The sequence below is a fragment of the Clostridium neonatale genome (assembly GCF_001458595.1).
GTDB lineage: Bacteria > Bacillota > Clostridia > Clostridiales > Clostridiaceae > Clostridium > Clostridium neonatale.
Genome location: NZ_LN890328.1, coordinates 191,856 through 216,778, shown reverse-complemented (window position 1 = coordinate 216,778; position 24,923 = coordinate 191,856). Strand labels below are relative to the sequence as shown.

The window sequence follows — 24,923 nt, the reverse complement described above, 5'->3', positions numbered from 1 at the left end:
TAACAATACTTTTTATAATGAAATCATTTAAAGATTAATTGCAAAAACAATGAATATAATTCCAAATAGTTGTTGAATGTATTGGAGTCTTTTAGGTGATTTTGTAGCAAATCTTTTCATTAAACCTGCTAAAATTCCATAACCGCAAAAAATTAAAAAGGTAAGTATCATCAATAATATACCAAGCAGAAAACTTTCTTTAACATAGTTTTGGATATTATTGCTGATGTATTGTGGTAAAAATGCAAAGAAAAACAATGTAAGCTGTGGATTGAAAAGATTAATTAAAGCTCCTCTTCCTATAACTATAATTGCTTTATCATCATCATTTGTTTCCCTAAAGTTCAAATTTGATTTTTGCAAAATCACCAAAACTCCAAGATAAAGTTATTCTCCCTATTAAACGTAGAATTGAAATGATTCAGTATGCAAGAAAGCACAATAATTATATAGTTGAGGATGATTATGACAGCGAATTCCGCTTTTATGGAAATCCAATACAATCCATGCAAAATCTTGACCCAGTACATGTTATTTATGTAGGAACATTTTCAAAAACTTTTATGCCTTCATTACGAATGGGATATATGGTATTACCTGATGTCTTATGCAGTGAAATAGAAAAAGCTAAATATATAGCCGATATCCATTCTCCAATACTTGATCAACTTGTCATGGCAAAATTCATTGAATTTGTTTTTTTTGACTTACACTTAAAAAAAATGAGAAACATTTATTTAAAAAGAAGAAATCATTTAATCAAATGTCTTAAAGATCTTTTTGGAGATTCAGTTTCCATTTCAGGAGCAGATGCAGGTATACACCTTATTGCAACTTTCAATAACATATACTTTGATAAAATTTTAATGCAAAAAATAGAAGATAATGACCTACAGTTAACCCCTGTAAGTAAACATTATCTTCATGATGAAAATGATATATACAATAAGCTTAATTATCATAGTTCACTGATTTTTGGCTATGGAAATACAGATCTTGACTCAATTCAGGCAGGTATAAAACGTTTGTATAAAATTTTATATTAGATTTTTTATAATTTCTGATTTTGCTCAAAATATAAATTTTACTTTTAATTTTATTAATTGATAAATTTTTATCTTGAAAAATTTCTTTTCAAATCTTAGCACTTTATATTTACCTGCTCTTAGCAATTTGTATTTGCCTGTATATTGTAACTATAAAAAATTAAATATCAAACAAAAACTCTTCATCTATTTCCTTACACTTTCTATGCTCTTCCGAGACATCTAAAATTGTTTCAAACAAATATCTTGATACATATTCAAAATCAAATGTTCCATTTCTAAAACACCATCTTAAAGCATTTGCATGTAATTGTTGAATCACTAATATTGAAAGAACTTCTGGTCTTGTTTTATTTAAAAATTCTCCACTTTTTTGACCTTTTTTTATTATATCTAATTGAATTTTAAAAAGCTGTTTATGTTCATCATTAAATTTAAATGTTCCAGTGTTATTATCATTTAGATTTTTTATTACTATTTGTTTTACTATACTTACCCCTGAATTCTGTACAAAATCAACAAAAATTTTATTTAAAAGCCATAGTTTTTCTACATTAGAATCTGCAATCATTATTTCAGCTAAGTTAATTGATGTTAACTCACATGGTATTTTATAATATCCTTTTAAAAGTTCATCCTTAGACTTGAAATAATAATAAAATGTATGCTTATTAATTCCACTAACTTCACAAATTTCTTTAAGAGTAACATTTTCATAACCTTTTTCATCTATGAGCTTCAATGCCACTTCTCTAATCTTTTTTTTCGTTGAATTTTCATACTTTCTCATTAATTTCTCCTCCCATCATATAATTCCATAGTAGCAATATTTTATAACTCAGTCAATAATTTATGTAAACAGTATATAATTTTTTTAATAACCTATTTACATTTTTATTATACTGAGGTATCATAATTTTCATATATTAGTTAATCGAGGTGATTTTTACTACATGGTTAAACTACTTAAATATGCAGAGCCTTATATACTATCAATTATTGCGTCTATAATTCTTTTATTTGGTCAAGCTATTTGTGACCTTTCACTACCAGATTATATGTCTGACATAATAAACAAGGGCATAACTGTTGGTGATAAGAGTTTTATTATAAAAACAGGCTTTACTATGCTTGGTGTTTCTCTACTTAGTGCATCTTTCACTATTATTGTTAGCTTTTTAGCATCTAGAGTTGCTGCTGGAATGTGCAGAACAATAAGAAATGATTTATTTACTAACATCGAAAGTTTCTCAAATGCAGAATTTGATAGATTTTCTACTTCATCACTTATAACAAGAACTACAAATGACATAACACAAATTCAAACATTGATAGTTATGATTATAAGGATGATTTTTTATGCCCCTATAATGGCAATTGGAGGTTTTGTACATGCACTTGCTAACAGTAAGTCAATGTCTTGGATAATTGCATTAGCTATCATATGTCTATTAGGCTTGATATTTACTGTTTTCACAATAGCAATGCCTAAATTCAAAGCAATACAAAACTTAATAGACAAGCTAAATCTTGTTGTACGTGAAAATCTTGATGGTATTTTAGTTGTAAGAGCATTTAATACTCAAGACTTTGAAGAAGACAGATTTGATAAGGCAAACAAAGATTTAACAAATACAAATTTATTTGTTAATAGAGTTATGGTATCAATGATGCCACTCATGACCTTAATAATGAATCTAATTACTGTATTAATAGTCTGGGTTGGTGCTAATCAGGTATCAGCATTTAAAATGGATGTTGGTGAGATGATGGCATATATGCAGTATGTAATGCAAATAATTTTTGCATTTTTAATGCTTTCAATGATGTTTATTATGATACCAAGGGCATCAGTTTCTGGTGATCGTATTGCCGAGGTACTTGAAGCTGTTTCATCTATTAAAAATAATGAAATAGCATCTAAACTAAAAAAATGTACCGGATTAATAGAATTTAACAATGTTTCTTTCAAATATCCTGGTGGTGATGAAGACGTACTTCATAATATAAGTTTTACTGCAAGACCAGGAGAAACAACTGCGTTTATTGGTTCCACTGGTAGTGGAAAATCAAGCATAGTTAACTTAATTCCAAGATTCTATGATGTTACTTCTGGAGAAATATTACTAGATGGAATAGACATTAGAAATATAGATTTACATGATCTTAGGAATAATATAGGTTATGTTCCTCAAAAAGGTGTTTTATTTTCAGGAACAATAAAAAGTAACATTTCCTATGCTGATAAAAACGCAAATGAAGAAGATATATTAAGAGCTGCAACTATTGCACAATCTATGGAATTTATAGATTCAAAACCTGAAAAATTTGATACTGGAATTGCACAAGGCGGAAATAATGTCTCAGGTGGTCAAAAACAACGTCTATCTATTGCAAGAGCTTTACTAAAAAAACCACAGATATCTATTTTTGATGATAGCTTTTCAGCATTAGACTTTAAAACAGACGCTGCTCTTAGAAAAGCGCTTAAAGAAGAAACAGGTGGCAGCACTATGCTTTTAGTTGCTCAAAGAATAAGTACAATCATGAATGCTGAACAGATAATTGTTTTAGATAATGGTTATATAGTTGGAAAAGGAACTCATGAAAGTTTAATGCAAAGTTGTGAAGTATATAAAGAAATAGCTTTATCACAGCTTAGTAAGGAGGAATTAGCATGAGTGAAAAAAGAAATGGTCCTTCCATGGGCGGCCCTGGTGGCATGGCTGGAAAAATGGGAGGCGGACAAAAAGCTAAAGATTTTAAAAAGACAATGCTTGATTTAATAAGCTATCTTTCGGAATATAAGGTAAAAATAATAGCTGTTATTGTTTTAGCTGCATTTTCTTCCTTATTTTCAATTGTAGGTCCTAAAATTTTAGGTAAAGCAACAACAAAGCTTTTTGAAGGCTTGATGGCATATCTTTTAGGAACTAATTTACTTACTGACTTTGATTATATAAGAAACTGTATTTTATTATTAGTTCTACTTTATTTAATATCAGCATTATTTGCATACATTCAAGGATATATAATGTCTGGTGTATCAATGAATGTAACATATAATCTTAGAAAAGAGATTTCAAAAAAGATGAACAAGCTTCCTCTAAAATATTTTGATACTAGAACACACGGAGAGGTCTTATCAAGAATAACAAATGATGTTGATACTGTAAGCCAGACACTAAATCAAAGTTTATCACAGATGATAACATCAACTGCAACTGTTATTGGTGTACTTATTATGATGCTTTCAATCAGTGTTCTTATGACATTTGTTGCTTTTTTAGTAATTCCACTATCAGGTCTTCTTATAATGTTAGTTGTCAAAAAATCACAGAGTTACTTTAAAGATCAACAAAAATCTTTAGGATCACTAAATGGTCATATCGAAGAAATATACTCTGGTCATAATATTGTTCAAGTATTTAATGGTGAGAAAGAAGCCATTGAAAAATTCACTACTATAAATGATGACCTTTATACTTCTGCTTGGAAATCACAATTTCTATCAGGAATGATGATGCCCATAATGACCTTTATAGGAAACCTTGGGTATGTTGCTGTTTGTATTTTAGGTGGTTACTTGGCTGTAAAGAAAACCATTGAGGTTGGTGATATACAATCATTTATCCAATATGTTCGTTCTTTTACTCAACCAATAGCACAGCTTGCCAATATATCTAATACTCTTCAATCTACTGCTGCTGCTGCAGAAAGAGTATTTGAATTTTTAAATGAAGAGGAAGAAATTCCCGATACTTCTACACCAGTTAAAGTTGATAATGTAATTGGTAATGTTGAATTTAAAAATGTTAGATTTGGATACACTGAAGATAAAATTATTGTTAACAATTTTTCATCTTCAATAAAGTCTGGACAAAGAATTGCAATTGTTGGACCTACTGGTGCTGGTAAATCCACTATTATAAAACTTCTTATGAGGTTCTATGATATAAATTCCGGACAAATTTTAATTGATGGACATGACCTAAAGAATTATACACGTCATGACCTTAGAAGCATGTTTGGTATGGTTCTGCAAGATACATGGCTTTATAATGCAAGTATTTTGGATAATATCAAGTATGGAAACTTTGATAAAACTGATGAAGATGTCATAAATGCAGCAAAGGCTGCTCATTGTGATGAATTTATAAGGGCCCTTCCACATGGGTATAATTTAATCCTAAATGAAGAAGCAAGTAATATATCGCAAGGACAAAAACAGCTTTTAACAATAGCACGTACTATTTTATCAGATCCTAAAATATTAATACTTGATGAAGCAACAAGTTCTGTTGATACAAGAACTGAAGTTTTAATTCAAAAAGCAATGGATAATCTTATGAAAGGAAGAACAAGCTTTATAATTGCCCATAGATTATCAACAATACGAGATGCTGATATTATCCTTGTTATGAAGGATGGGGATATTATCGAACAAGGTAGCCATAATGAATTATTAAAAGCTAACGGATTTTATGCTGGTTTATATAATAGTCAATTTGATGAAGGCGAGGAATAATCTAATTTAATATGGAGGAACATAATATGAAAATATCAAAGAAAATCATTTACCCTGCATTAATAGTACTAGTAATAATAGGTTGTAGCATAGGATATTATTTCTATAGTACTAATGCTTTATATTTTAAAACTGATAATGCTAAAGTCACTTCAAAGATGTATACAATAGCTCCTGTGACTAATGGAAAAATCCTTGAATGGAATGTTGATGTTGGAGATATAGTTAAAAAAGATCAGGTACTTGGACGTCAAGAAATACTTCCTTATATAACATCTCCAATTGATGGAACAATAATAAAAAATGATGTTGTAGAAAACGAAAGTGTAAGTGCTGCTTCTGCTCTTGCAATTGTTGCAGATACAAATAATATGTACATTGGAGTAAATATCGAAGAAACTGATATAAGAAAAATTTCAGTTGGACAAGATGTTAAAATAACATTAGATGCATATCCAAGTAAAAAATTCAAAGGGAAAGTTACTGAAATAGATAATACCACACAAACTTATTTTTCAGGTACTTCAAGTTTTTCTACCAGCGGTACTTATACAAAAGTTACACAACTTGTACCTGTGAAGGTTTCAATAGAAAATGATGAAAATCTTCCTCTTACATTAGGTATGAACGCGGTAGTAAAGATTAAATTGAAATAGTAATTTGTGAAAGGACTGAAATAAATAATGAAAAGTAATATAATCAAAATCTTATGTATATTATCATTAAGTACATTTTTAGTAAGCTGCTCTCCTTTTGGCAGTAATAATATAGCAAATGTTACAGTAACTAAAGTTAAAACTTCTGATTCCATAAGTGATACAGTTTATACAACAAATATCTCAAGTGAGGAGAATATTTCTGTTTTTCCAAGCAGTGTTGGCAAAGTTCAAGCCATAAGTGTTGAAGTTGGACAAGAAGTTAAGAAAGATGATGTACTCTTTACTCTTGATAATACAGATTTAACATATAAATATAATGCTGCAAAAGCTAATTATGAATCAGCTAATGCTTCTTATGATAAAGTTTCTAGCGGCAGTGCAAAGCAAGCACAAGTAGATGCTGAAAAAGCATTAGAAGCTGCAAAAAACGAATTAAAAAATGCACAGGAAGCTTATGATATAGCGAAAAATCAGTATTCAAACAACACAAATGTAACTTCTGCCCAAACAGCATATGATGCTGCAAAGCAAAATTATGACCGTACAAATGAGCTTTTTAAAGCTGATGCAGTAGCACAAATTGATTTAGAAACTGCTCAAAATAAATTAGATACTGCAAAAGCTGCCTTAGATATTGCTATAGATAACGCAACAATGGCATTATCTAGCGCTGAAACAAGACTTAGTAATGCTAACGCAAGCTATAACAGTGCAAGCACAAATGCAAATATTACAAATTCAATTACAAATCCAGATAATATTGCAGCTGCTAAGGCAACTGTAGATAGCGCTAAGGCCTCTTTAGATTCAGCTAAGTATGCTTTAGATAATGCAACTGTAAAATCACCTATTGATGGTAAAATAAGCGCTAAGAATATAACTGTTGGTGAATATACCTCTAATCAAACTCCTTCAATTGTAATTACTGGTGAAAATTCTTTAACTGCGACAATTAAGGTTACCGAAACAAATATACAAAATGTAAAAGAAGGTATAAAAGCTAATATATATCTTCCAGCTTCTGGTCTGTCATATGAAGGAACTGTATATGCAGTATCTCCTTCTGCCGATACTTCTAATGGTATGTTTGATGTTAAAATAAGCATTGATAAACCGGATGAAAACTTAAAAGTTGGTATGGTAGCAAATATTACATTAAAGAATGATAAGGAAGATAACTCATTATTAATTCCAAGCAAATGTGTCTTCAAAGATGGAGATAATTCTTATGTATATGTAATAAATGGTGATGTATTATCAAAAAAACAAGTAACTATATCAAAGAATAAAAATGATTACTTAGTAATTACAAATGGTATAAATAAAGACGATAAAGTTGTTATTCAAGGAAGCTCTAATATGGCTGATAATATGAAATACAATATAGTTAAGAGTAATTAATACATGTATCATTACCCTTGTATAGAAAATATTAATATAATAAATAAAAAAGAGCTGTTACAATATAAAATGTACCCTTTGTCAAGGACATTAAAAAACGGCTAAGCAATATTAAGAGGATGATTTCTGTAGTTAACAGGATTCATCCTTTTTAAATTCCATTGAGCTCTATAATTGTTGCTATAATCAACATAATTACCTATTACTGTTACAATAATGTAATATTTCTTTTCTATTCATAAAATCAATTTATATGTAGTAATATGATCCATAAATATTACTAAGACTTCTTCTTATAAAGCTATACTATGCAAAATATTAACACCATAAGTAACAGCTTAATACAGCTTTAGACCTTTTCCAAACACTATAATCTTCAAAATATTGTAGGTTAATGTTTTAAAATAATGTTGTTAATATCACATTACTATTATTATACCAGTTCGTCTTCACATCTATATTAAACAATCCTACATACTACTTAACTAAAATTCAAAGTATCTCACAAATATAACTTTTTAAGATAAACTGCAAGTATAATCAAGGCGCTAATATTAAGCCAAGCTAAAATTAACATACTGGCTTTTAGATAATTCATATGTAAAATTAAGACTATTGAATTTCCTATACACATTAAAAATAGTAAAATATGAAAGATATCGTTCTAAATATTTTGTTGCTATCCCCCTAAATCCACCTATCCATTTTTTTAAAATCCCTCTAAAATTTTTTATACATTCCTCTTTATATGCATTTAAAACTATTCCTTTATTATGTTTCTTTGCAACATTCATCATATATCTGTCATAGTCCGAAACTATATATGAATTTTCTTCTATTTTTGAATACACTAATTGATTAAAATTAAATTCATTCCAATGCTCTTTACACACTGGAGTTATTATCATGGAATCATGTCTATCTTTTGCTGCTACAATCCATATATTTTTTCTTTCTGAATTGGTTATATTTCTGCAGCCCTTAAAATTTTCCTTTTCAATTGCTTTTGTTATAAAAACTTTTCCTTCCAATTTATCTGGCATTACATTTTTAAGCATTCCCTGCATAACTTTATGTCTCCATAGGAAAGCTGTTCTTATATTGATTTCTAATATTTTTGAACATTCTCTTAAAGAACTCTTTTTAAGCATAAGTTCCATAAATTCAACCCACTTTTCTGGTTCTTTTTTTGAATAACTCCATAAAGCTTTTGTAGTCTTAGAAAAAGTTTTATTGCATTCTTTACATCTATATCTCTGAATGCCTTTATACTTTCCAAATTTAATATAATTTTTTCCATTACAATTTGGACATTCTTTAATACATCTGTTTTTATAAATGTTACATTTCAAAAGATATCCTGTATGCTTTCTCAATTTCTCAAAATTATTATCTTCTTGTATCATGTCAATCTCCTCTATCAAAATAAAACTATTATTTTCATCATTTATCTTAAACTTTAATTCATAAGACCAATTATAAATATAAAAATTAATATATATTTTGATACTTGCCGCAAAGCAGCACTTTTAAACATAACAACACTTTTTTAAAACATTTCTTAATATAATTTAAAAGCATATAAATCTAAAACTATTTGGAGTAAATATGAGAACAAAAACAAGTTTTTTTTAGATAATATATATGTTGCAATAATAAAATTGCATTTAGAATGTTTACAGTCTAAATAAATACTAAGATATAATATAAGGTTTACACACTAATTAAATATTTTTTATTGCTCTTTTTCTCTTTCATATACCATTCCTCCTAATTATAACTACAAAAAAATACCATATAAAAATAATATGGTATTTTCTTATGTTTAGTTTAAATCTATTATTTTAAGAATTCTTCTTAATATAGATTTTCAGTGCCTTTATAGCCAATATAAGTACATAGACTCCAATCCCTACAAAAACTAAAATTATTATCAAATTAATCATTGTGAATAGCGTTGTTGTTAATGCTATATCCATATTTCTCTCCCCTTTATACCTATTTTATATACTATTTATTATATTCTGCAAACTCATATCCATTCCCTTGAGCATTATCAATAAACTGACTTAAAATATCTGTATTTGTTTTAGAAACTGCATGAAGTAAATAAATTGCTCCTGGATGAAGCTTATTTGTAAGCTTTTCTAAAGATTGGGCTTCATCTGGCTGATTATTAGGATCCCAATCTGCATAAGCAAAGCTCCAAAATACTGATTTATAGCCAAGACTACTCATTAAAGCCAATGACTGTTCACTATAGATTCCTGCAGGATATCTAAATAAATACATTTCATATCCAAAATTATCTTTTACGTAATTATGTAATTCCTCTATATCTGATTTTTGTGCATCTAAAGATAATGATGGCATCCCTTTTTCAGGATGTGTTGTACTATGATTTCCTATAACATGTCCTTCATTTATCATCCTTTGAACTAATTCTGGCTGGCTTTTTGCATAACCCATTGTAATAAAAAATGTTGCCTTAATATTTTTAGCTTTTAATATATCTAATATTTGAGGCGTATAGCCATTTTCATAGCCTTCATCAAAAGTCAGGTAAATTTTTTTATCATTTGATTTTATAAAATCCACATTATAATTTTTATACTTTTCTTGTGCAGCAGTAACAACATCAGGTCGTCCACTTTCATCTGTACTTCCTCCAAAAGACCAGTTTATAGACTCATTAGATAAGTTGGCAATCTCACCTGAAAATGTTTGTGTTTCAGAGGTCTCTGTTTGTACATTATTCTTTTCTTCAGTCTTTTCTGTATTATCTATTTCATCTGTTTTTTCATTTACTTTTTCTTCTTTTTCCTTGTCATTATCTACTTTTTCTTCATTTTTAATATATGGCTTATCCTTCTGTTCCTCTTTCTTAAACTCATTCTTGTCGTTAAGTGTATTTTCTTCTTTTTCATTAGAAGATACTATGTATTGATTATTTTTTGATGTAGGTTCTTCGCCTCCACATCCATAAAGAAAAATACATGATACAGTAAAAGTCATAGCAGCTATCCATATTAATTTCTTATTTTTCATTTGTTTTACCTCCTCAAAATTTTATTATTTTACTTATAATAAAACCATTCCCTATACTACCTCATACTTATACACAGATGATAGCACCAAGTTATCAATTATACTTATATTCTATCATATAAACAACTATTATATAATAAAAAGGCGTTATATAAAGGTAAACTTATAGTTAACTCAATTATATTACGCCTAAATAAACTCTATATAAAGTTGTTAATATATAAAAACATTCAAATTTTTGATTGCTATTCATATAAAAAATGTTCTACTTTCATTTTAATCTTCTTTAATTTTTCCATCACATGTTATAGTAACAACCTGCCATGGTATCATTTTCCCACTATTTCTCATAGCTTCTACTGCAGCATGTTCTAATCCTCCACAACAAGGCACTTCCATTCTAACAATTTTAATGCTTTTTATATTATTGTTACTTATAATTTGTCCTAATTTTTCAGAATAGTCGCCTTCATCAAGCTTAGGACATCCAACTAAAGTTATATGATTTTTTATGAAATCTTCATGAAAGTTTGCATATGCATAAGCTGTACAATCAGCTGCAATTAATAAATTTGCGTTTTCAAAATAAGGTGCCTTTATTGGAACTAATTTAATTTGAACTGGCCACTGCATAAGTCTGCTTTTGCTATGAACTGAATTTAATTGCTCAGCTACTGATTGTGAATTATCAGCCTCATTTCTTTCTAAAGCTCTTGCCATGCTCCCTGGACACATATGCATGTTTCCTTCACCAATATTTAATGTGTTTTTCTTTGTTTCCATTCTCTTCTTTACAGACACTTCATCATACTCAACTGCTTCTCTCTCAATAATAGAAATAGCATTTGTTGGGCAAGCAGGTAAACAATCCCCAAAACCATCACAATAATCATCTTTTATTAGTTTTGCCTTTCCATTTATCATTGCAATTGCACCCTCATGACAGGCATTTGCACATGCTCCACAGCCATTGCATAGCTCTTCGTTTATTTCTACAATCTTTCTAATCATTCACCCATCTCCTATGAAATCAATTTATATATTCCATTTTCTTCTTTTTTAATACGATTTTCAATTTTTCTAATAATCACATCTATTTCACTTCTAAAATCTAATTTGTTTATAAATAACTTTGATTTTGTATTATATTTATCTTTGAAATTAGTAAATTCTAATGCTAAATCCCCCATCTCATCTTGATATTCTTTTGCAAGATGAGATACATTATTATCTTTGGATTCTTTCAAATTAGGATATAAATATTTATCTTCATTTAGTAAATGTATCTTAAGTTTACCCGCAAGTGTATTAATGTGATGTGCAATTTCATCTACATGTTCTTCAAAATCATTTCTTTTTATAATTTCTTTTATTTGGTCTATCTCTGAGCCAATTGATTTATGCTGTTCTAAATAACTTAAAAGATTCATATTTCTCCTCCATTACAATAAATGAATTTACTATTAAAATACAACTACAAGAAGCATTTTAAATTGTTCTTTTCCATAAACTGCATGTGGATGATTTGCAGGCATTACTATTGACTGTCCTTCAGTAAGTTCATACTTTACTCCATCAATTGTTATTTCACCAACACCATCTAAGCATGTTACAAATGCATCGCCTTTAGACTCATGTGTACTAATTTCTTCTCCTTTTGCAAATGCAAATAATGTTATACTTACAGCTCCATTTTGTACAAGTGTTTTACTTGCAACTTGACCATCAATGTATGTTACTTCATCTTTTAATTTTAATACTTCTGATTTATTAATATTTTTCATGATTTCGCTCATATATTTCTCTCCTCTACCAGTTAATTGATTTCTGTTTCTACAATCATACTATCATTTTAGCGAGACTCATTCTGTAACATATGTTACATTTTTAAATTATTTTAATCATAATTTTGAAAAATAACCATATTTTTATTTAGATATCCTTTTATATACTAGAATGATATTTTTTCATTGTTTAATCAGTATTAATCTGCTTTTTATATAATAAATAAATCTCAAACTCCATAGAGAATGAGATTTTTAATGAATATAATTACATCTATTTTTTATCTTCTTCAAGAAATCTTCCCATAATAATTGTGTTATAGTAACTTCCATCTTTATGAAGTCGATCATTTCTTAATACACCTTCTTCAATAAATCCATATTTCTTATATAGATTAATTGCCTTTATATTAGTTTCTACAACCGTTAATGAAATTTTTTTAATTCCAACATTGTCTGCCCACATCAAAACATTTTCTAAGAGTACTTTTCCAATACCATATCCAAAGTATTCTTTTTCTATGCATATTCCAAATTCTGCTTTATGTTTAAATCTGCTTAATTTATTTCCTTCGCAGCGTGTAAATCCAACTATATTATTGTCTTCTTCTACGACTAAAAATAACGTTCTTTCATCTGCATTATCTTCAGTAACTTTAATATTTGGAATTCATTATTATTGACTTTCATTAATATCCATAAATTCTCTCTCCTTATATCCCATATTATCATCTATTACTAAATCACTAAACTGTAATAAGCTCAATATTATCTGGAATTAAATCACGCTCATTCCCATTAATATTTTCATCAGTTATTAACAGATTAAATTTATCAAAAGTTGTAAATCTATATAAACCTTGCTTGCTGAATTTTGAACTGTCAGTTATTAAAACATTTTCCTTGGAATTCTTTAAAATAGCTTGCTTAATATCAACTTCTCTATAAGATCTTATACACGGTCCATCTGCATGAAATCCATCGCAGCTCATAAATGAAATATCTGCATTTATACTTGAAATGGCATTAGCTGCCCAGTTTCCAACAAAAGACATACTTTTCTTTCTTAAGTGACCTCCAGTTACAAGAAGCTGATTTTTAGTGTTTTCTAATGCTTGAGCAACTATCAATGAAGTTGTAATAATCACCAAATCATCTCTTAAATTTAACAGCTTAGCTATTTGAAGCACAGTAGTTCCAGAATCTAATATAACAACACCATTTTTAGGTATAAGTTCAACGGCTTTTTGTGCAATCTTAGATTTTATACCCATATTTTTGAATAGCTTTGTATCAAAATGACTTTCTAAATAATTAGTTGAAATTGTTGCACCACCATGCCCTTTATTAATTATATTATCCTTTTCAAGTGATATTAAATCTTTTCTAATAGTTTCAGTAGAAACATTAAACTCGTGTGCAAGTTCTTTAACCGATAAGCTTCCCTTCATCATAATAAGCTTGGCTAACTTAGCTCTACGTTCCACATTTATAGCTCTTGCCAATATAACCACCTCATTTTTTACAAGTATAACCAAATTATAAACTTGTTTTTAGTTGTAGTCAATAATTTCCTATTATATGTATTTATTGGTATTTAAACATGTATTTCATTACAAATTTTTATTGTATACCATAGTTAATTATTTTTCCCAGTGATTAGGCATAACAATTCTTTTGGGAAGTTTTGTTTTTAAGTCTCCTTTTGCACTATTAATTTGAGACTGAGTTAAAAATATACTTCTTTCAAGATTGGCACCATTAATATTAGCATCCCTAAAATCTGCACCTATTAAGTCTGCAAAACTCAAATCAACATTACTGAGATTAGCTGCAATAAGAATTGCCCCTCTCAAATCAGCACCTTTAAGATCTGTTTTTCTAAGATCCTTTCCAAAATAATCTTTTCTTATTGATTGCTTATTCTTATTATTAGCTTTACTGCGAATTCTTTCACTTGTATTTTTAAGGAACTGGTTAACCTTATCTCTATGTCCTTCAACATTTACCTTAAGCAAATCATCAAGGTGCAAAAGTGTAAGATTTTCTGTCTCATCTATAAGTAAACCTATTTTATCTTTTATATTAATATCACTCTGTAATTCAAATGCCCATGTAAGATACCAAAGCATTTCATGAAGCTGTCTCATAATCAAAAATCCTTCAAACATCTTTTGTGAAGATTCTTTATTTTCTCTCCAATCCTTTCCTTCGTAAGTAACCTGTGCTATCTTCTGTCCTGCGCCAAAACAATCATAAGCAGTGCATCCTTTAAGGCCCTTAGCTGTAAGATTTTTATGGACAGCACAAGTAAAGTCTTTTTTTAAGTTTATACAAGGAGCTCCTGCATCCTTATTTATTGGAAATCCTTCAAATTTAGAAAAATATAATGCTATGCAGCATAATCCAAAACAGTTTTTGCAGTCAACTTTAAGTTCATTAATATACTTATCTATATATATATCTACCATTTTTATCACCTCATTAAACGGTTACTACCTACATGTTCATAAATATTTTAAAGGTATAATTAATATTAACTTCCCGGTAAATTATATCATATTTAGATTTATATTCTAAACATTAGTTTAAAATATATATTTTGCAATAATAAAATTACATTTAGGATGTTTGCAGGCTAAGTGAATACTAGGATATAAAATGTAGAAAACTAATTGCAACATATATATATAATTATCGCCCTTATATAATAAAGACATAACATAAATATTAATTTTATGCTATGCCCTACAAATACACCATTAAAAACTTTTAATCTTTAAAATTTATTCTCTATTAAGTTTTATCTATTTACTTATTTTTTCTATAGGCTCATTATCCTACTTGAGTTAATACTTAATCAAGTCCAATTTAAAATTATGAAACTATATTAATCTTTATTTTATTTCTTCTTCAAATAAGATTTAAAATCAAATGTTCATATTATCTATGGACTTTGATCTAAAATAATACTATAGATTAATTTTTGTAAGATCATCAGGAATTAATAGATTTCCAGAGTAATATTCTCTGCCTTCTTTAAGATATAATTCTTCTCTTTTTTCCAAATTTCTATCTTCAGTATGATATAATATTAAATTGACTGCCTGCAATTTTTCTGCTATTTCACAAGCATCCTTCACAGTAGTATGATCTCTTTCATAAGGAGTAAATATGTCTCTTTGCGCATAAAGGCAAAACGCTTCATGTAATAACCAATCTGACTTAAATGCATATTGATATTCATGTTCTCTGTATGGCTCATCTCCCAAAAATGTAAACTTCTTTCCTGACTTTAGCTGCATTGTAAATCCATATTGCTTTGCCTTTTTAGAAAGAATATCAAAAAATATTATCTTGTATCCTAAAATATCCTTAATCTCCCCATCTTCTACTTCGTGAAGAAATATACGTTCTCCAATCATTTTCACAAACTTATCTTGAACTGTTAATTTTACTATTGTTAAGATTGTTTCTTTAAGTTGTGCATGACAATATATATTCAAGTTACCTTCATATTTACCTTTTTTCATCTTAGTAGCAATCATTCTAATCAGCCAAATAAGACCAAGCAAATGATCTGTATGTTCATGGCTTATAAATATCTCATGAATCTGTTCCATTGGTATTTCTGCTTTTTCTAACTGTGTCATGATACCATTTCCACCACCAGTATCAATCAAAAAATACTCTGATCCATTTTTAATAGCAAAACAAGTATTATAACACTTTGTCACAGTTGCATTGCCAGTTCCAAGAATAATTAGTGTCTCTTCCATACATTTTACCTACTTTCAATATTATCTTTTTTTAGATTCTACAGCAGCTATCAATCTAAAAATCTGTTCTGTTGTTTTTACCATATTTTTTCTTGCAGTTTCCTTTTTCATGGCTTCATGCAAAGGAATAACTTTTGATAGGATTGGAAAATATGCATCTATGCCATTTTCATTACACTTGACAGCATCATCTGTAATACTTCCAGCTAAAGCAATAACAGTTTTATCATATTTCTTAGCTAATTTAGCAATTCCAACAGGGGCTTTTCCCATAGCTGTCTGTTTATCCAAGCATCCTTCTCCAGTAATTACATAATCAGCATCTTTCATACACTCTTCTAATTTTACAGTATCAATAACCAATTCAATTCCTGGCTGCAAATCACCATGTAAGTAACTTAAAAATGCAAATCCAAGTCCCCCTGCTGCTCCTGCTCCTGAAGTTTCTGAATAATCATTGTTCAAATACTTTTTGGTTACTTTCGCATAATGGGCCATATCTTTATCTAATTTTTCTTTAATTTCTTCAGTAACACCCTTTTGAGGTCCATAGATATAAGTGGCACCATTTTCTCCACATAACTGATTGGTCACATCACATGCTATTTTAAAATGGCATTCTGAAAGTTCAGGCATAGCATTTTCTGTAGAAATTATAGAAATCTTCCTTAATTCCTTTGCATCAATTCCTAATTTATTACCATTATTATCATAAAAATCAAATCCTAATGCTGTAAGCATTCCAATACCGCCATCATTTGTCGCACTTCCTCCAATTCCAATAATGAAGTTTCTGCATCCTCTGTTTATGGCATCTTTAATCATTTCTCCAACTCCATATGTTGTTGCTTCCATGGGATTTTTTTCTTCACCCACTAGCATAATTCCTGCAGCTGCTGCCATTTCAATAATTGCTGTTTTAGATTCTTCAATATATCCATATGCAGCTTTTATTTTGTCTTTTTGCGGTCCCATAACAAAAATTTCAACTATTTCTCCGCCAAGTCCTTCAACTAATGCTTCAGTGGTACCTTCCCCACCGTCTGCTAATGGCTTAACAATAACTTCTGCATCAATTACATTTAAAATTCCTTCTTTAATAGCCTTACCAGCTTCAATTGATGTAAGACTGCCTTTTAGTGAATCAATTGCAATAACTACTTTCATATTATCTTCCTGCCTTTCCTCTATACAATATCCAAGTATGTTTTACATTTAGGTGCGGGAAATATTACATCCAGAGATTTTAATTCTTCATTTGTTAATTCAAGTTCTAAGGCTTTTGCATTATCTTCTACATGTTTGATAGAAGATGCTTTTGGAATTGCAAATACATTATTTTCTTGCAATATAAAATTAAGTACTATCTGTGCAGGTGTTGCCCTATGAATTTTTGCTATATTCTGCACAATCTGATTATTAAAAATATCTCTTTTCAAAGATCCGCCCTGAGCTAAAGGACAATATGCCATTAGTGGTGTCTTGTGCTGATTCAGCCACGGAATAAGGCTAAACTCTACACCTCTTGATCCAATGTGATATAATACCTGATCTACCATACAGTGACTTCCTTTTGCAATACTCCAAAGCTCTTCCATATCATCAATATCTAAATTAGATACACCCCAGCTTCTAATTTTTCCAGTTTTAACTTGTTCCTCCATACACTCTACAGTCTCTTCCAATGGAATGCTACCACGCCAATGAAGAAGATACATATCCAAATAATCTGTTTTCATTCTTTTTAATGTATTTTCTAAACTATTTTGTAATTTACCTTTTCCTGCATTATGTGGATATACTTTAGAAACCAAAAAAAGTTTTTCTCTTTCTAATCCTTGTATTGCTTCTCCTACTAATCTCTCAGAGGCACCATCTCCGTACATTTCCGCAGAATCAATTAAAGTCATTCCTAGTTCTACTCCACGACGTAATGTCTCTATTTCTATAGAACGTTTACTTTTATTTTCGCCCATAAACCAAGTGCCTTGTCCTAATCTTGGAATTTTAATACCATTTTTTAATGTTAATGATTTAGCTAACATTTAATCTCCTACTCCACTTTATATTTATTTTGTTCTTTTTGTTTTTTTGACATTCTCCATAAGGTTGTTCTGCTAACTCCCAGCTCATCAGCAATATCTTTTTTCTTCTTTTTACGCTTAAAATTTGCATAAACTGGATCTATACAAACATTTTGTGCTTTTTCATTTTCAATTTCAATAGTTTTGTTTTTAAATATTTTTAACTGTCTTAATAAATCTACTCCAATATTTTGATTTTCATTTAATACAATCAGCCTTTCACAAATGTTTCTAAGCTCCCTTACATTCCCTGGCCAAGAATACTCAGTAAACATTTTCATAGCTTCGTTGGAAATACTCGGAATAGGGTTACCCATTTCACATGAAAGTTTTGTAAAATAGTACTCTATAAGCTTTTGAATATCCATATTTCTCTCTCTAAGAGGCGGTATAAAAATATCTAAAATATTTAAACGATAATATAAATCTGATCTAAATTTTCCATTTTGAACTTCTTTTTCAATATTAATATTAGTTGCTGAAATAACTCTCACATCAATTGGATGTACACAATCACTTCCTATTCTACGAACTTCTTTTTCTTGCAAAACTCTTAATAATTTTGCCTGGAGAGCACATGGTATTTCACCAATCTCATCCAAAAAAATTGTTCCTCTATGCGCAAGTTCAAATAGTCCTATTTTACCATTCTTAGATGCTCCTGAAAATGCACCTGCTTCATATCCAAATAATTCACTTTCCAATAAATTTTCTGGTAATGCTGCACAGTTTAATGCCACAAAAGGTTGCTTACATCGGCTACTTGCTTTATGAATGCTATGAGCAAAAAGCTCCTTGCCCGTTCCAGTCTCCCCTATAATTAAAACATTAGAATTAGCTGTGCTGTATTTTTTTGCTATTGCAATACTATCTTGCATCTTCTGACTGCTTCTTATAATATCATCAAAGCAATATTTTGCAATTAAACCGTTATCATTTAATCTTTGCCTAATTTTCATTTCCTCTTCTATAACAGCATCTGTATTTTTTAATGTTATAATCACTCCAGCTCCTGCATTATCAACTGCAAAAGGCTTATACTGAACAAAATAATTTTTGTTGCTTAAAGCAATAATTTCTTCTTCATTGCTTTCATTATTAATAACAGCTTTCCATTTAAATCCTTTATATATATGTTCAATGAATGCCCCTTTATAATCCTCTGATGTAGAAAGTTCAAAAGTACGATACGTTTGATTATTCACTGCTAAAATTTTTCCATTTTTATCAACTATAATTATGGAATCTTCCATTTTATTCACCATAGTACTAATTAAGCTAGCTTCTGCTCTTTCATAATTAATTGTGCGGGCTGCATTAAACGCTTCAAATAAAGCTGATTCAAGTGCTTTTTGTTTTGTTTCAATATGCACTCTTGGAAGTCCTAAGTTATCACATATTCCACATATTGTACCTGCTCCTACATATATATCAGCACCATTTAACTTAGCTTCTTCTATAGCCCTATTTGCAGTAATTTCATCACAAACATCATATATATCAATTTTTGCATTACATAATTCTTCTATCACTTCTATGGAATTCAAAACATCCCTTTGAAGAAATAAAGCAATTTTTTTAGCATGGTACACTTCTTTGCATTTTACTAATGCATCTATTATATCAAAGCTACTAAATTTAATTTCAATAATATGCTTATGTGGGTGTAAAACTTTTAATTGCTTATAGGTCATTCCACGTGCAACCAATATATCTGCATCTCTATCATGTTTTAAAGATTCTGGCGTTCCAAACACATAAATTAGCTTATATTCTACGTCATCATATTTAGGCATAGTTTCTACTATTTCCTCTATATTTTGCCTCATATTCATATGTGGTATAAAAACAAGTATTTTAGCCATAAACTTTAACCCTCCCTAAACTAAACAACTAACGTTAATAAAAATACTCAACTATGGTATAATACTTTCATGTTTATGATTAAATATTTTACCATAGTTGGATCTATTGTGGCATATTATAAAATTATTTTTAATTATTATTTATTAACAACATTCTTTGGTGCACCCTTTATAAATGCATCTAGATTATCTACCGCTATGTTCATAAGTCTTTGTCTACTTTCTTTAGGAGCCCATGAAATATGAGGAGTAATGATACAATTTTTTGCTGCAAGCAATGGATTATCACCTTTTATCGGTTCTGTTGATACAACATCTAAACCTGCTGCGTATACTTTTCCACTATTTAATGCATCGGCAAGGTCTTGCTCTACGATTAATGGACCTCTTGAATTATTAAGTATAATTACACCATCTTTCATTTTTGCAATATTATTCTTATTTATAATTCCTTCTGTTGATGGGAATAAAGGGCAATGTAATGCAATAACATCTGATTGAGCAAATAAAGTATCGAGAGATACATATTCAGCAAGTTCTTTTCCGAAATCATTTGGATATTCATCAAATGCTATGACTTTCATTCCAAGTGCTTTTGCAATTCTTCCTGTAGCCTGTCCTATGCGGCCAAAACCAATAATCCCCATTGTCTTACCTGCTAATTCAATTAAAGGATAATCCCAGAAGCACCAATCATCATTATTTTCCCAACGTCCCTCGTGTACTGCTTTACTATGATGATCAATATGATGGCATATTTCTAGCAAAAGTCCAATTGCAAACTGACCAACTGCATCTGTACCATATGTTGGAATGTTAGTTACTACAATACCTTTCTCTTTTGCCGCTACAACATCAACAACATTGTATCCAGTAGCTAACACACCGACAAATTTCACATTAGGGCATGCCTCAAAAGTTTCTTTTGAAATTGGTGTCTTATTTGTAAAAACAACTTCTGCATTACCAATTCTATTAATAATCTCATCAGCAGGTGTCCTATCATAAACTGTTAAACTTCCAAGTTCCTCCATACCTTTCCATGTGATATCACCAGGATTTAATGTATAACCATCTAATACTACAATATTCATAATTTAATTACCTCCTATTATTAATCTTCCACAAGAGCCCATGCCCTATCAATTACTCTCTTTGTATTTGCTAAAATAATATCGCCATCTTCATCACCCCAAGGTTTTACTTCTAATGACAATACATAAGGATTCTTTGCATTGAAAAATCCTTCTTCTTTTAGCACTGTAAAAAAGTCTACTAATTCTTCAACATCATTTGCACTATTTTGAAATCCAAACCTTGGATGTTGATCTCCATAAGCCTCACAACCTTTTTCTACTACTGCATTTCCAATATGAAAATGAGTTATATAAGGTCTTAAAGTTTGTACAACAAACTTTGATGATTCATAAGTTGTTGGAAAATGTGATAAATCAACTAACAAACCAAAGTTATTATGTGTAATTCTCATATCTGCTGCAAATTGTGCTGCATAAGGTGCAGGTCCAATTAATGCCGCCTTGTCCATATCATAGTCAAACACTTCAATTTCAATCATCATATCTTTTTTAGCTGCATAATCACATAGATTTCTTGTTGTTTTTAGTAATTGAGAATATGCCTGATTTTTTGTTTCTATCTCCCATTTTCCAGCTAAAAATGCAATGCCTTTTGCACCTAAATATTCAGCTTCATCTATTGCTTCAATTAATGTAGCTTCTGCTTTTTTTCTTCCTTCTTCATTAATATCATTTGGATTTAGACCAGAACCTAATAATCTAGGTTGTGCACCATAACAAACTTTCATATGTGATTGCTCTAATATTTTTTTCATAGCTGCACGAGTCTCATCATCTGCTACTTTAGTTACTTCTAAAGCTGTAAAATAAGGATCACAAGCAAGTGATTTAACGGATTCAAGTAAAGGATAATTTACTGGTGGATGTGACATCCATTGTATAGTTCCTATTTGAAAATATTTTTGAATTGGGTCTTTCATTTTTGTACCTCCTAAATATCTGATTTATTAAACAAGTTCCCATGCCAAATTTAATGTTCTTTTTGCATTGGCAATAACTATCTCACTATCTTCATTACCATATGGTTTTACTTCAAAGCTTACAATTGGCCTATTTTCTTCATTTAAAAAGCCAATTTTAAGTAGTAATCTTAAATAATCTGCTAGTTCTTTTACGTCATTTTCACTATTTGGAAATCCGAATCTTGGATGTTGATCACCATATCCAGGCATTTCAGAACTTTTAATTACTGTATTTCCCATGTGAGCATGTTTGATATATTTACGAATTGGGAGAATACTTTCTTCGATGCTCTCATGAATCATTGGAATATGACTTAAATCAACCATTAATCCAAAATTGTCATATTCTGAAGTTATTTTTTCAGCATACTCCTTTGCCAAATTTACAGGTCCAATTAATGATTTTTTATCAATATCATAATCAAAAACTTCCAATGTAATTGGCATATTACCTTTTGATTTGGAATATTCACATAATTCTCTTGTTGATTTTAAAAGTGCCTTAAATGAATCCTCTTTTGTATCTTCTTCATATTGTCCTGCTAAGAAGGAAAATCCAGCTGCACTAAGTTCATATGCTTCATCAATTCCTTTTTTTAACGAATCAACTGCTGCAAGACGTTTTTCCTCATTCAAATCATTTATGTTCATTCCTGTTGTAAGCATTCTTGGCTGTCCGCCATAGGCTACTGTCATATGACTACACTGAATCATATCTCTTACTTCTTTACGTACATTATCATCTTTTATCTGCGTAACTTCTACTGCTTCAAAATAATCATCAATTACTATTTTCTTAAGACACTCTAAGATAGGACCTTCACCAGTAGCCAGTCCATTAAATGCCATATGAAGGATAATTCCAACCTTCATATATTTTCTCATTGATTTTTCCATACTACTCACTTCCTAGCAATTACCTTTTTACATTTTTCTGAAATTGATTTTGCGCTATATCCATATTTCTCTAGTAATTGTTCATAGTCACCTGATTCAGCAAATTCAGTTGCACCAATTATTTCTATAGGTGCTGGGCATTCTTCTGCAAGTACTTCTGCTACTGCACTGCCAAGACCACCATAAACACTATGCTCTTCTACTGTTACAATAGCTCCTGTATTCTTAGCACATGAAATTATCAATTCTTTATCAATAGGCTTTATAGTATGCATGTCAACAACATTTGCACTAATACCTTCTGTTTTTAATAACTCAGCTGCTTCTATTGCTTTATGAAGTACTGTACCAGTTGCAATGATTGTTACATCCTTTCCTTCTCTAACTGTGATACCTTTTCCAATCTTAAATTTCATATTTTCATCATATATTACAGGTGCAGCAGCACGGCTTAACCTTAAATAAACAGGTCCTTCATATTCTGCTGCTGCAAATACTGCCTTTTCAGTTTCTACTGCATCTGAAACACTTACCACAGTCATATTAGGAATTGCTCGCATTAAAGCAATATCCGTAATTGCCTGATGACTTGCACCATCATAAGAATCTGATAATCCGCAGTATGTACCTGCTAATTTTACATTTAGCTTATCATATGAAATCAAAGCTTGAATAGGATCTGCGCCTCTAGTTGTTAAAAACACTGCAAATGTATTTGCAAATGGAATATATCCATCAGCGGCTAGCCCTGCTGCCATTGATACCATATTCATTTCACTTATACCTACATTGAAATATCTGTCTGAATATTCTTTGCCAAATACTGCACTCTTTGTAGAGCCTCCAACATCTGCGTCTAAAGCAACAACCTTATCATTTACTCCGCCTAATTTTTTAAGAGCTTCACCAAAAGCATCTCTTATTGCAATATTACCCATTAACAAGCACCTCCTAACTCAGCTTTTGCATTCTTATAGTCTTCATCACTAATTGCTTTTCCATGCCATGTATTTTTACCTTCCATGAAAGAGATACCTTTTCCCTTTACGGTTTTAGCCAAAATCAAGGTTGGTTTACCTTTATTTTCTTTTGCCTTATCAACAGCATCAGAAATTGAACTTACATCATGTCCATCACATGGAATCACATTCCAGCCAAAGGCTTCCCATTTTGCTTTTATATCGCCCATTGGCATAATATCCTCTAATTTTCCATCTAATTGAACTCCATTATTATCAAGAATAGCAATCAAATGATCAGCATTGAATTTTGAAGCTGCCATAACTGATTCCCAAATAGACCCTTCTTGAATTTCACCATCGCCTAGAATTACATATATATAAGAATCGTTACCTTTTAAGCGTTCTCCTAAACACATTCCAAGTCCAGCACCAAGCCCTAATCCCAATGGGCCAGTAGATAACTCAACACCAGCTGTTTTGTGCATACAAGGATGACCTTGAAGATTGCTGTTAATTTGTCTTAATGTCTTTAATTCCTCTTTTTTAAAATATCCTTGTTCTGCTAAATTCATATACAAGATAGGAGCAGCATGTCCCTTTGAAAGAATTAATCTATCTCGTCCTTCCATTTTAGGATTCTTTGGATTGTGATTCATTTTCTCTGTATATAATGTTGTTAAAATTTCAAGACATGATAGTGAACCACCTGGATGACCTGTTTGAATGTCATGTAATAGATCTATTAATTCATTTCTGAAGCGTAAGCAAAGAGACTCTAACTCTTGTTTTCTTTCATTTGTCATCATAACTC

Annotated in this window: 24 protein-coding genes and 1 pseudogene; 5 read left to right on the top strand and 20 right to left on the bottom strand. The window is 30.0% G+C overall.

Annotated features, from left to right (window positions below; all coding sequences use genetic code 11):
• Positions 1 to 27: 27 nt before the first annotated feature.
• Complete coding sequence (locus BN2920_RS08040) at positions 28 to 363, bottom strand: LysE family translocator (RefSeq protein ID WP_058294506.1); 336 nt, start codon at positions 361 to 363, stop codon at positions 28 to 30.
• Between the two features lie 53 nt (positions 364 to 416).
• On the opposite strand from BN2920_RS08040, the gene BN2920_RS08035 reads away from it, so the two are divergent.
• Positions 417 to 1,046: an aminotransferase class I/II-fold pyridoxal phosphate-dependent enzyme gene (locus BN2920_RS08035; RefSeq protein ID WP_083498752.1), complete on the top strand. Its 630-nt coding sequence runs from the start codon at positions 417 to 419 to the stop codon at positions 1,044 to 1,046.
• 160 nt (positions 1,047 to 1,206) lie between these two features.
• Here BN2920_RS08035 and BN2920_RS08030 read toward each other — a convergent pair whose 3' ends face one another.
• Positions 1,207 to 1,836, bottom strand: coding sequence for a TetR/AcrR family transcriptional regulator (locus BN2920_RS08030; RefSeq protein WP_058294505.1), 630 nt, complete (start codon positions 1,834 to 1,836; stop codon positions 1,207 to 1,209).
• Between the two features lie 163 nt (positions 1,837 to 1,999).
• On the opposite strand from BN2920_RS08030, the gene BN2920_RS08025 reads away from it, so the two are divergent.
• The 4 genes from BN2920_RS08025 to BN2920_RS08010 are packed head-to-tail and all read left to right on the top strand — an operon-like array spanning position 2,000 to position 7,634.
• A complete protein-coding gene (locus BN2920_RS08025; RefSeq protein WP_058294504.1) occupies positions 2,000 to 3,727 on the top strand; it encodes an ABC transporter ATP-binding protein in 1,728 nt (575 codons plus the stop codon).
• Positions 3,724 to 5,574, top strand: a complete 1,851-nt coding sequence (locus tag BN2920_RS08020; RefSeq protein WP_058294503.1) for an ABC transporter ATP-binding protein — start codon at positions 3,724 to 3,726, stop codon at positions 5,572 to 5,574. The genes BN2920_RS08025 and BN2920_RS08020 overlap by 4 nt, the downstream gene beginning before the upstream one ends.
• 26 nt (positions 5,575 to 5,600) lie before the next feature.
• Positions 5,601 to 6,230, top strand: coding sequence for an HlyD family secretion protein (locus BN2920_RS08015; protein ID WP_058294502.1), 630 nt, complete (start codon positions 5,601 to 5,603; stop codon positions 6,228 to 6,230).
• 27 nt (positions 6,231 to 6,257) lie between these two features.
• A complete protein-coding gene (locus tag BN2920_RS08010; protein ID WP_058294501.1) occupies positions 6,258 to 7,634 on the top strand; it encodes an efflux RND transporter periplasmic adaptor subunit in 1,377 nt (458 codons plus the stop codon).
• A 554-nt stretch (positions 7,635 to 8,188) separates the two neighbouring features.
• Here BN2920_RS08010 and BN2920_RS08005 read toward each other — a convergent pair.
• The 18 genes and pseudogenes from BN2920_RS08005 to BN2920_RS07925 all read right to left on the bottom strand — a co-directional run bounded on the left by BN2920_RS08005 (position 8,189) and on the right by BN2920_RS07925 (position 24,915).
• Positions 8,189 to 9,040 (bottom strand): transposase-like zinc-binding domain-containing protein, encoded by an 852-nt coding sequence (locus tag BN2920_RS08005; protein WP_058294500.1) that lies wholly within the window; start codon positions 9,038 to 9,040, stop codon positions 8,189 to 8,191.
• 438 nt (positions 9,041 to 9,478) lie between these two features.
• Positions 9,479 to 9,613, bottom strand: coding sequence for a hypothetical protein (locus tag BN2920_RS22345; RefSeq protein WP_268259096.1), 135 nt, complete (start codon positions 9,611 to 9,613; stop codon positions 9,479 to 9,481).
• A gap of 31 nt (positions 9,614 to 9,644) precedes the next feature.
• The gene (locus BN2920_RS08000) at positions 9,645 to 10,682 is read right to left on the bottom strand and encodes a polysaccharide deacetylase family protein (RefSeq protein WP_058294499.1); all 1,038 of its coding nucleotides are present in this window, start codon (positions 10,680 to 10,682) and stop codon (positions 9,645 to 9,647) included.
• A 276-nt stretch (positions 10,683 to 10,958) separates the two neighbouring features.
• A complete protein-coding gene (locus BN2920_RS07995; RefSeq protein WP_058294498.1) occupies positions 10,959 to 11,693 on the bottom strand; it encodes an ATP-binding protein in 735 nt (244 codons plus the stop codon).
• An 11-nt stretch (positions 11,694 to 11,704) separates the two neighbouring features.
• On the bottom strand, positions 11,705 to 12,112 hold the full coding sequence (locus BN2920_RS07990; RefSeq protein ID WP_058294497.1) for a hemerythrin domain-containing protein: 408 nt from the start codon (positions 12,110 to 12,112) through the stop codon (positions 11,705 to 11,707).
• 33 nt (positions 12,113 to 12,145) lie between these two features.
• Positions 12,146 to 12,478 (bottom strand): cupin domain-containing protein, encoded by a 333-nt coding sequence (locus BN2920_RS07985; protein ID WP_058294496.1) that lies wholly within the window; start codon positions 12,476 to 12,478, stop codon positions 12,146 to 12,148.
• Positions 12,479 to 12,740: 262 nt separating this feature from the next.
• Positions 12,741 to 13,112 (bottom strand): annotated as a pseudogene (locus BN2920_RS07980) (N-acetyltransferase family protein); the annotation flags it as partial.
• Positions 13,113 to 13,212: 100 nt separating this feature from the next.
• A complete protein-coding gene (locus BN2920_RS07975) occupies positions 13,213 to 13,971 on the bottom strand; it encodes a DeoR/GlpR family DNA-binding transcription regulator (protein ID WP_058294495.1) in 759 nt (252 codons plus the stop codon).
• Positions 13,972 to 14,109: 138 nt separating this feature from the next.
• Positions 14,110 to 14,937 carry a pentapeptide repeat-containing protein gene (locus BN2920_RS07970; protein ID WP_058294494.1) on the bottom strand — a complete coding sequence of 276 codons (828 nt, stop codon included), beginning with the start codon at positions 14,935 to 14,937 and terminating at the stop codon, positions 14,110 to 14,112.
• Between the two features lie 501 nt (positions 14,938 to 15,438).
• Complete coding sequence (locus BN2920_RS07965; RefSeq protein ID WP_058294493.1) at positions 15,439 to 16,245, bottom strand: MBL fold metallo-hydrolase; 807 nt, start codon at positions 16,243 to 16,245, stop codon at positions 15,439 to 15,441.
• 21 nt (positions 16,246 to 16,266) lie between these two features.
• A complete protein-coding gene (locus BN2920_RS07960; RefSeq protein WP_058294492.1) occupies positions 16,267 to 17,412 on the bottom strand; it encodes a glycerate kinase family protein in 1,146 nt (381 codons plus the stop codon).
• 20 nt (positions 17,413 to 17,432) lie between these two features.
• On the bottom strand, positions 17,433 to 18,290 hold the full coding sequence (locus tag BN2920_RS07955; RefSeq protein WP_058294491.1) for an aldo/keto reductase: 858 nt from the start codon (positions 18,288 to 18,290) through the stop codon (positions 17,433 to 17,435).
• A gap of 8 nt (positions 18,291 to 18,298) precedes the next feature.
• Positions 18,299 to 20,194: a sigma 54-interacting transcriptional regulator gene (locus tag BN2920_RS07950; RefSeq protein WP_058294490.1), complete on the bottom strand. Its 1,896-nt coding sequence runs from the start codon at positions 20,192 to 20,194 to the stop codon at positions 18,299 to 18,301.
• Positions 20,195 to 20,331: 137 nt separating this feature from the next.
• Positions 20,332 to 21,288: a D-2-hydroxyacid dehydrogenase gene (locus BN2920_RS07945; RefSeq protein ID WP_058294489.1), complete on the bottom strand. Its 957-nt coding sequence runs from the start codon at positions 21,286 to 21,288 to the stop codon at positions 20,332 to 20,334.
• Between the two features lie 20 nt (positions 21,289 to 21,308).
• Entirely contained in the window at positions 21,309 to 22,211 is a 903-nt protein-coding gene (locus tag BN2920_RS07940; protein ID WP_058294488.1) for a sugar phosphate isomerase/epimerase family protein, read from the bottom strand.
• Between the two features lie 27 nt (positions 22,212 to 22,238).
• Positions 22,239 to 23,150, bottom strand: a complete 912-nt coding sequence (locus tag BN2920_RS07935) for a sugar phosphate isomerase/epimerase family protein (RefSeq protein WP_058294487.1) — start codon at positions 23,148 to 23,150, stop codon at positions 22,239 to 22,241.
• A gap of 5 nt (positions 23,151 to 23,155) precedes the next feature.
• Entirely contained in the window at positions 23,156 to 24,088 is a 933-nt protein-coding gene (locus tag BN2920_RS07930; protein ID WP_058294486.1) for a transketolase family protein, read from the bottom strand.
• A complete protein-coding gene (locus BN2920_RS07925) occupies positions 24,088 to 24,915 on the bottom strand; it encodes a transketolase (protein WP_058296876.1) in 828 nt (275 codons plus the stop codon). Before BN2920_RS07925 ends, BN2920_RS07930 begins: the two co-directional genes overlap by 1 nt.
• Positions 24,916 to 24,923 lie beyond the last annotated feature (8 nt).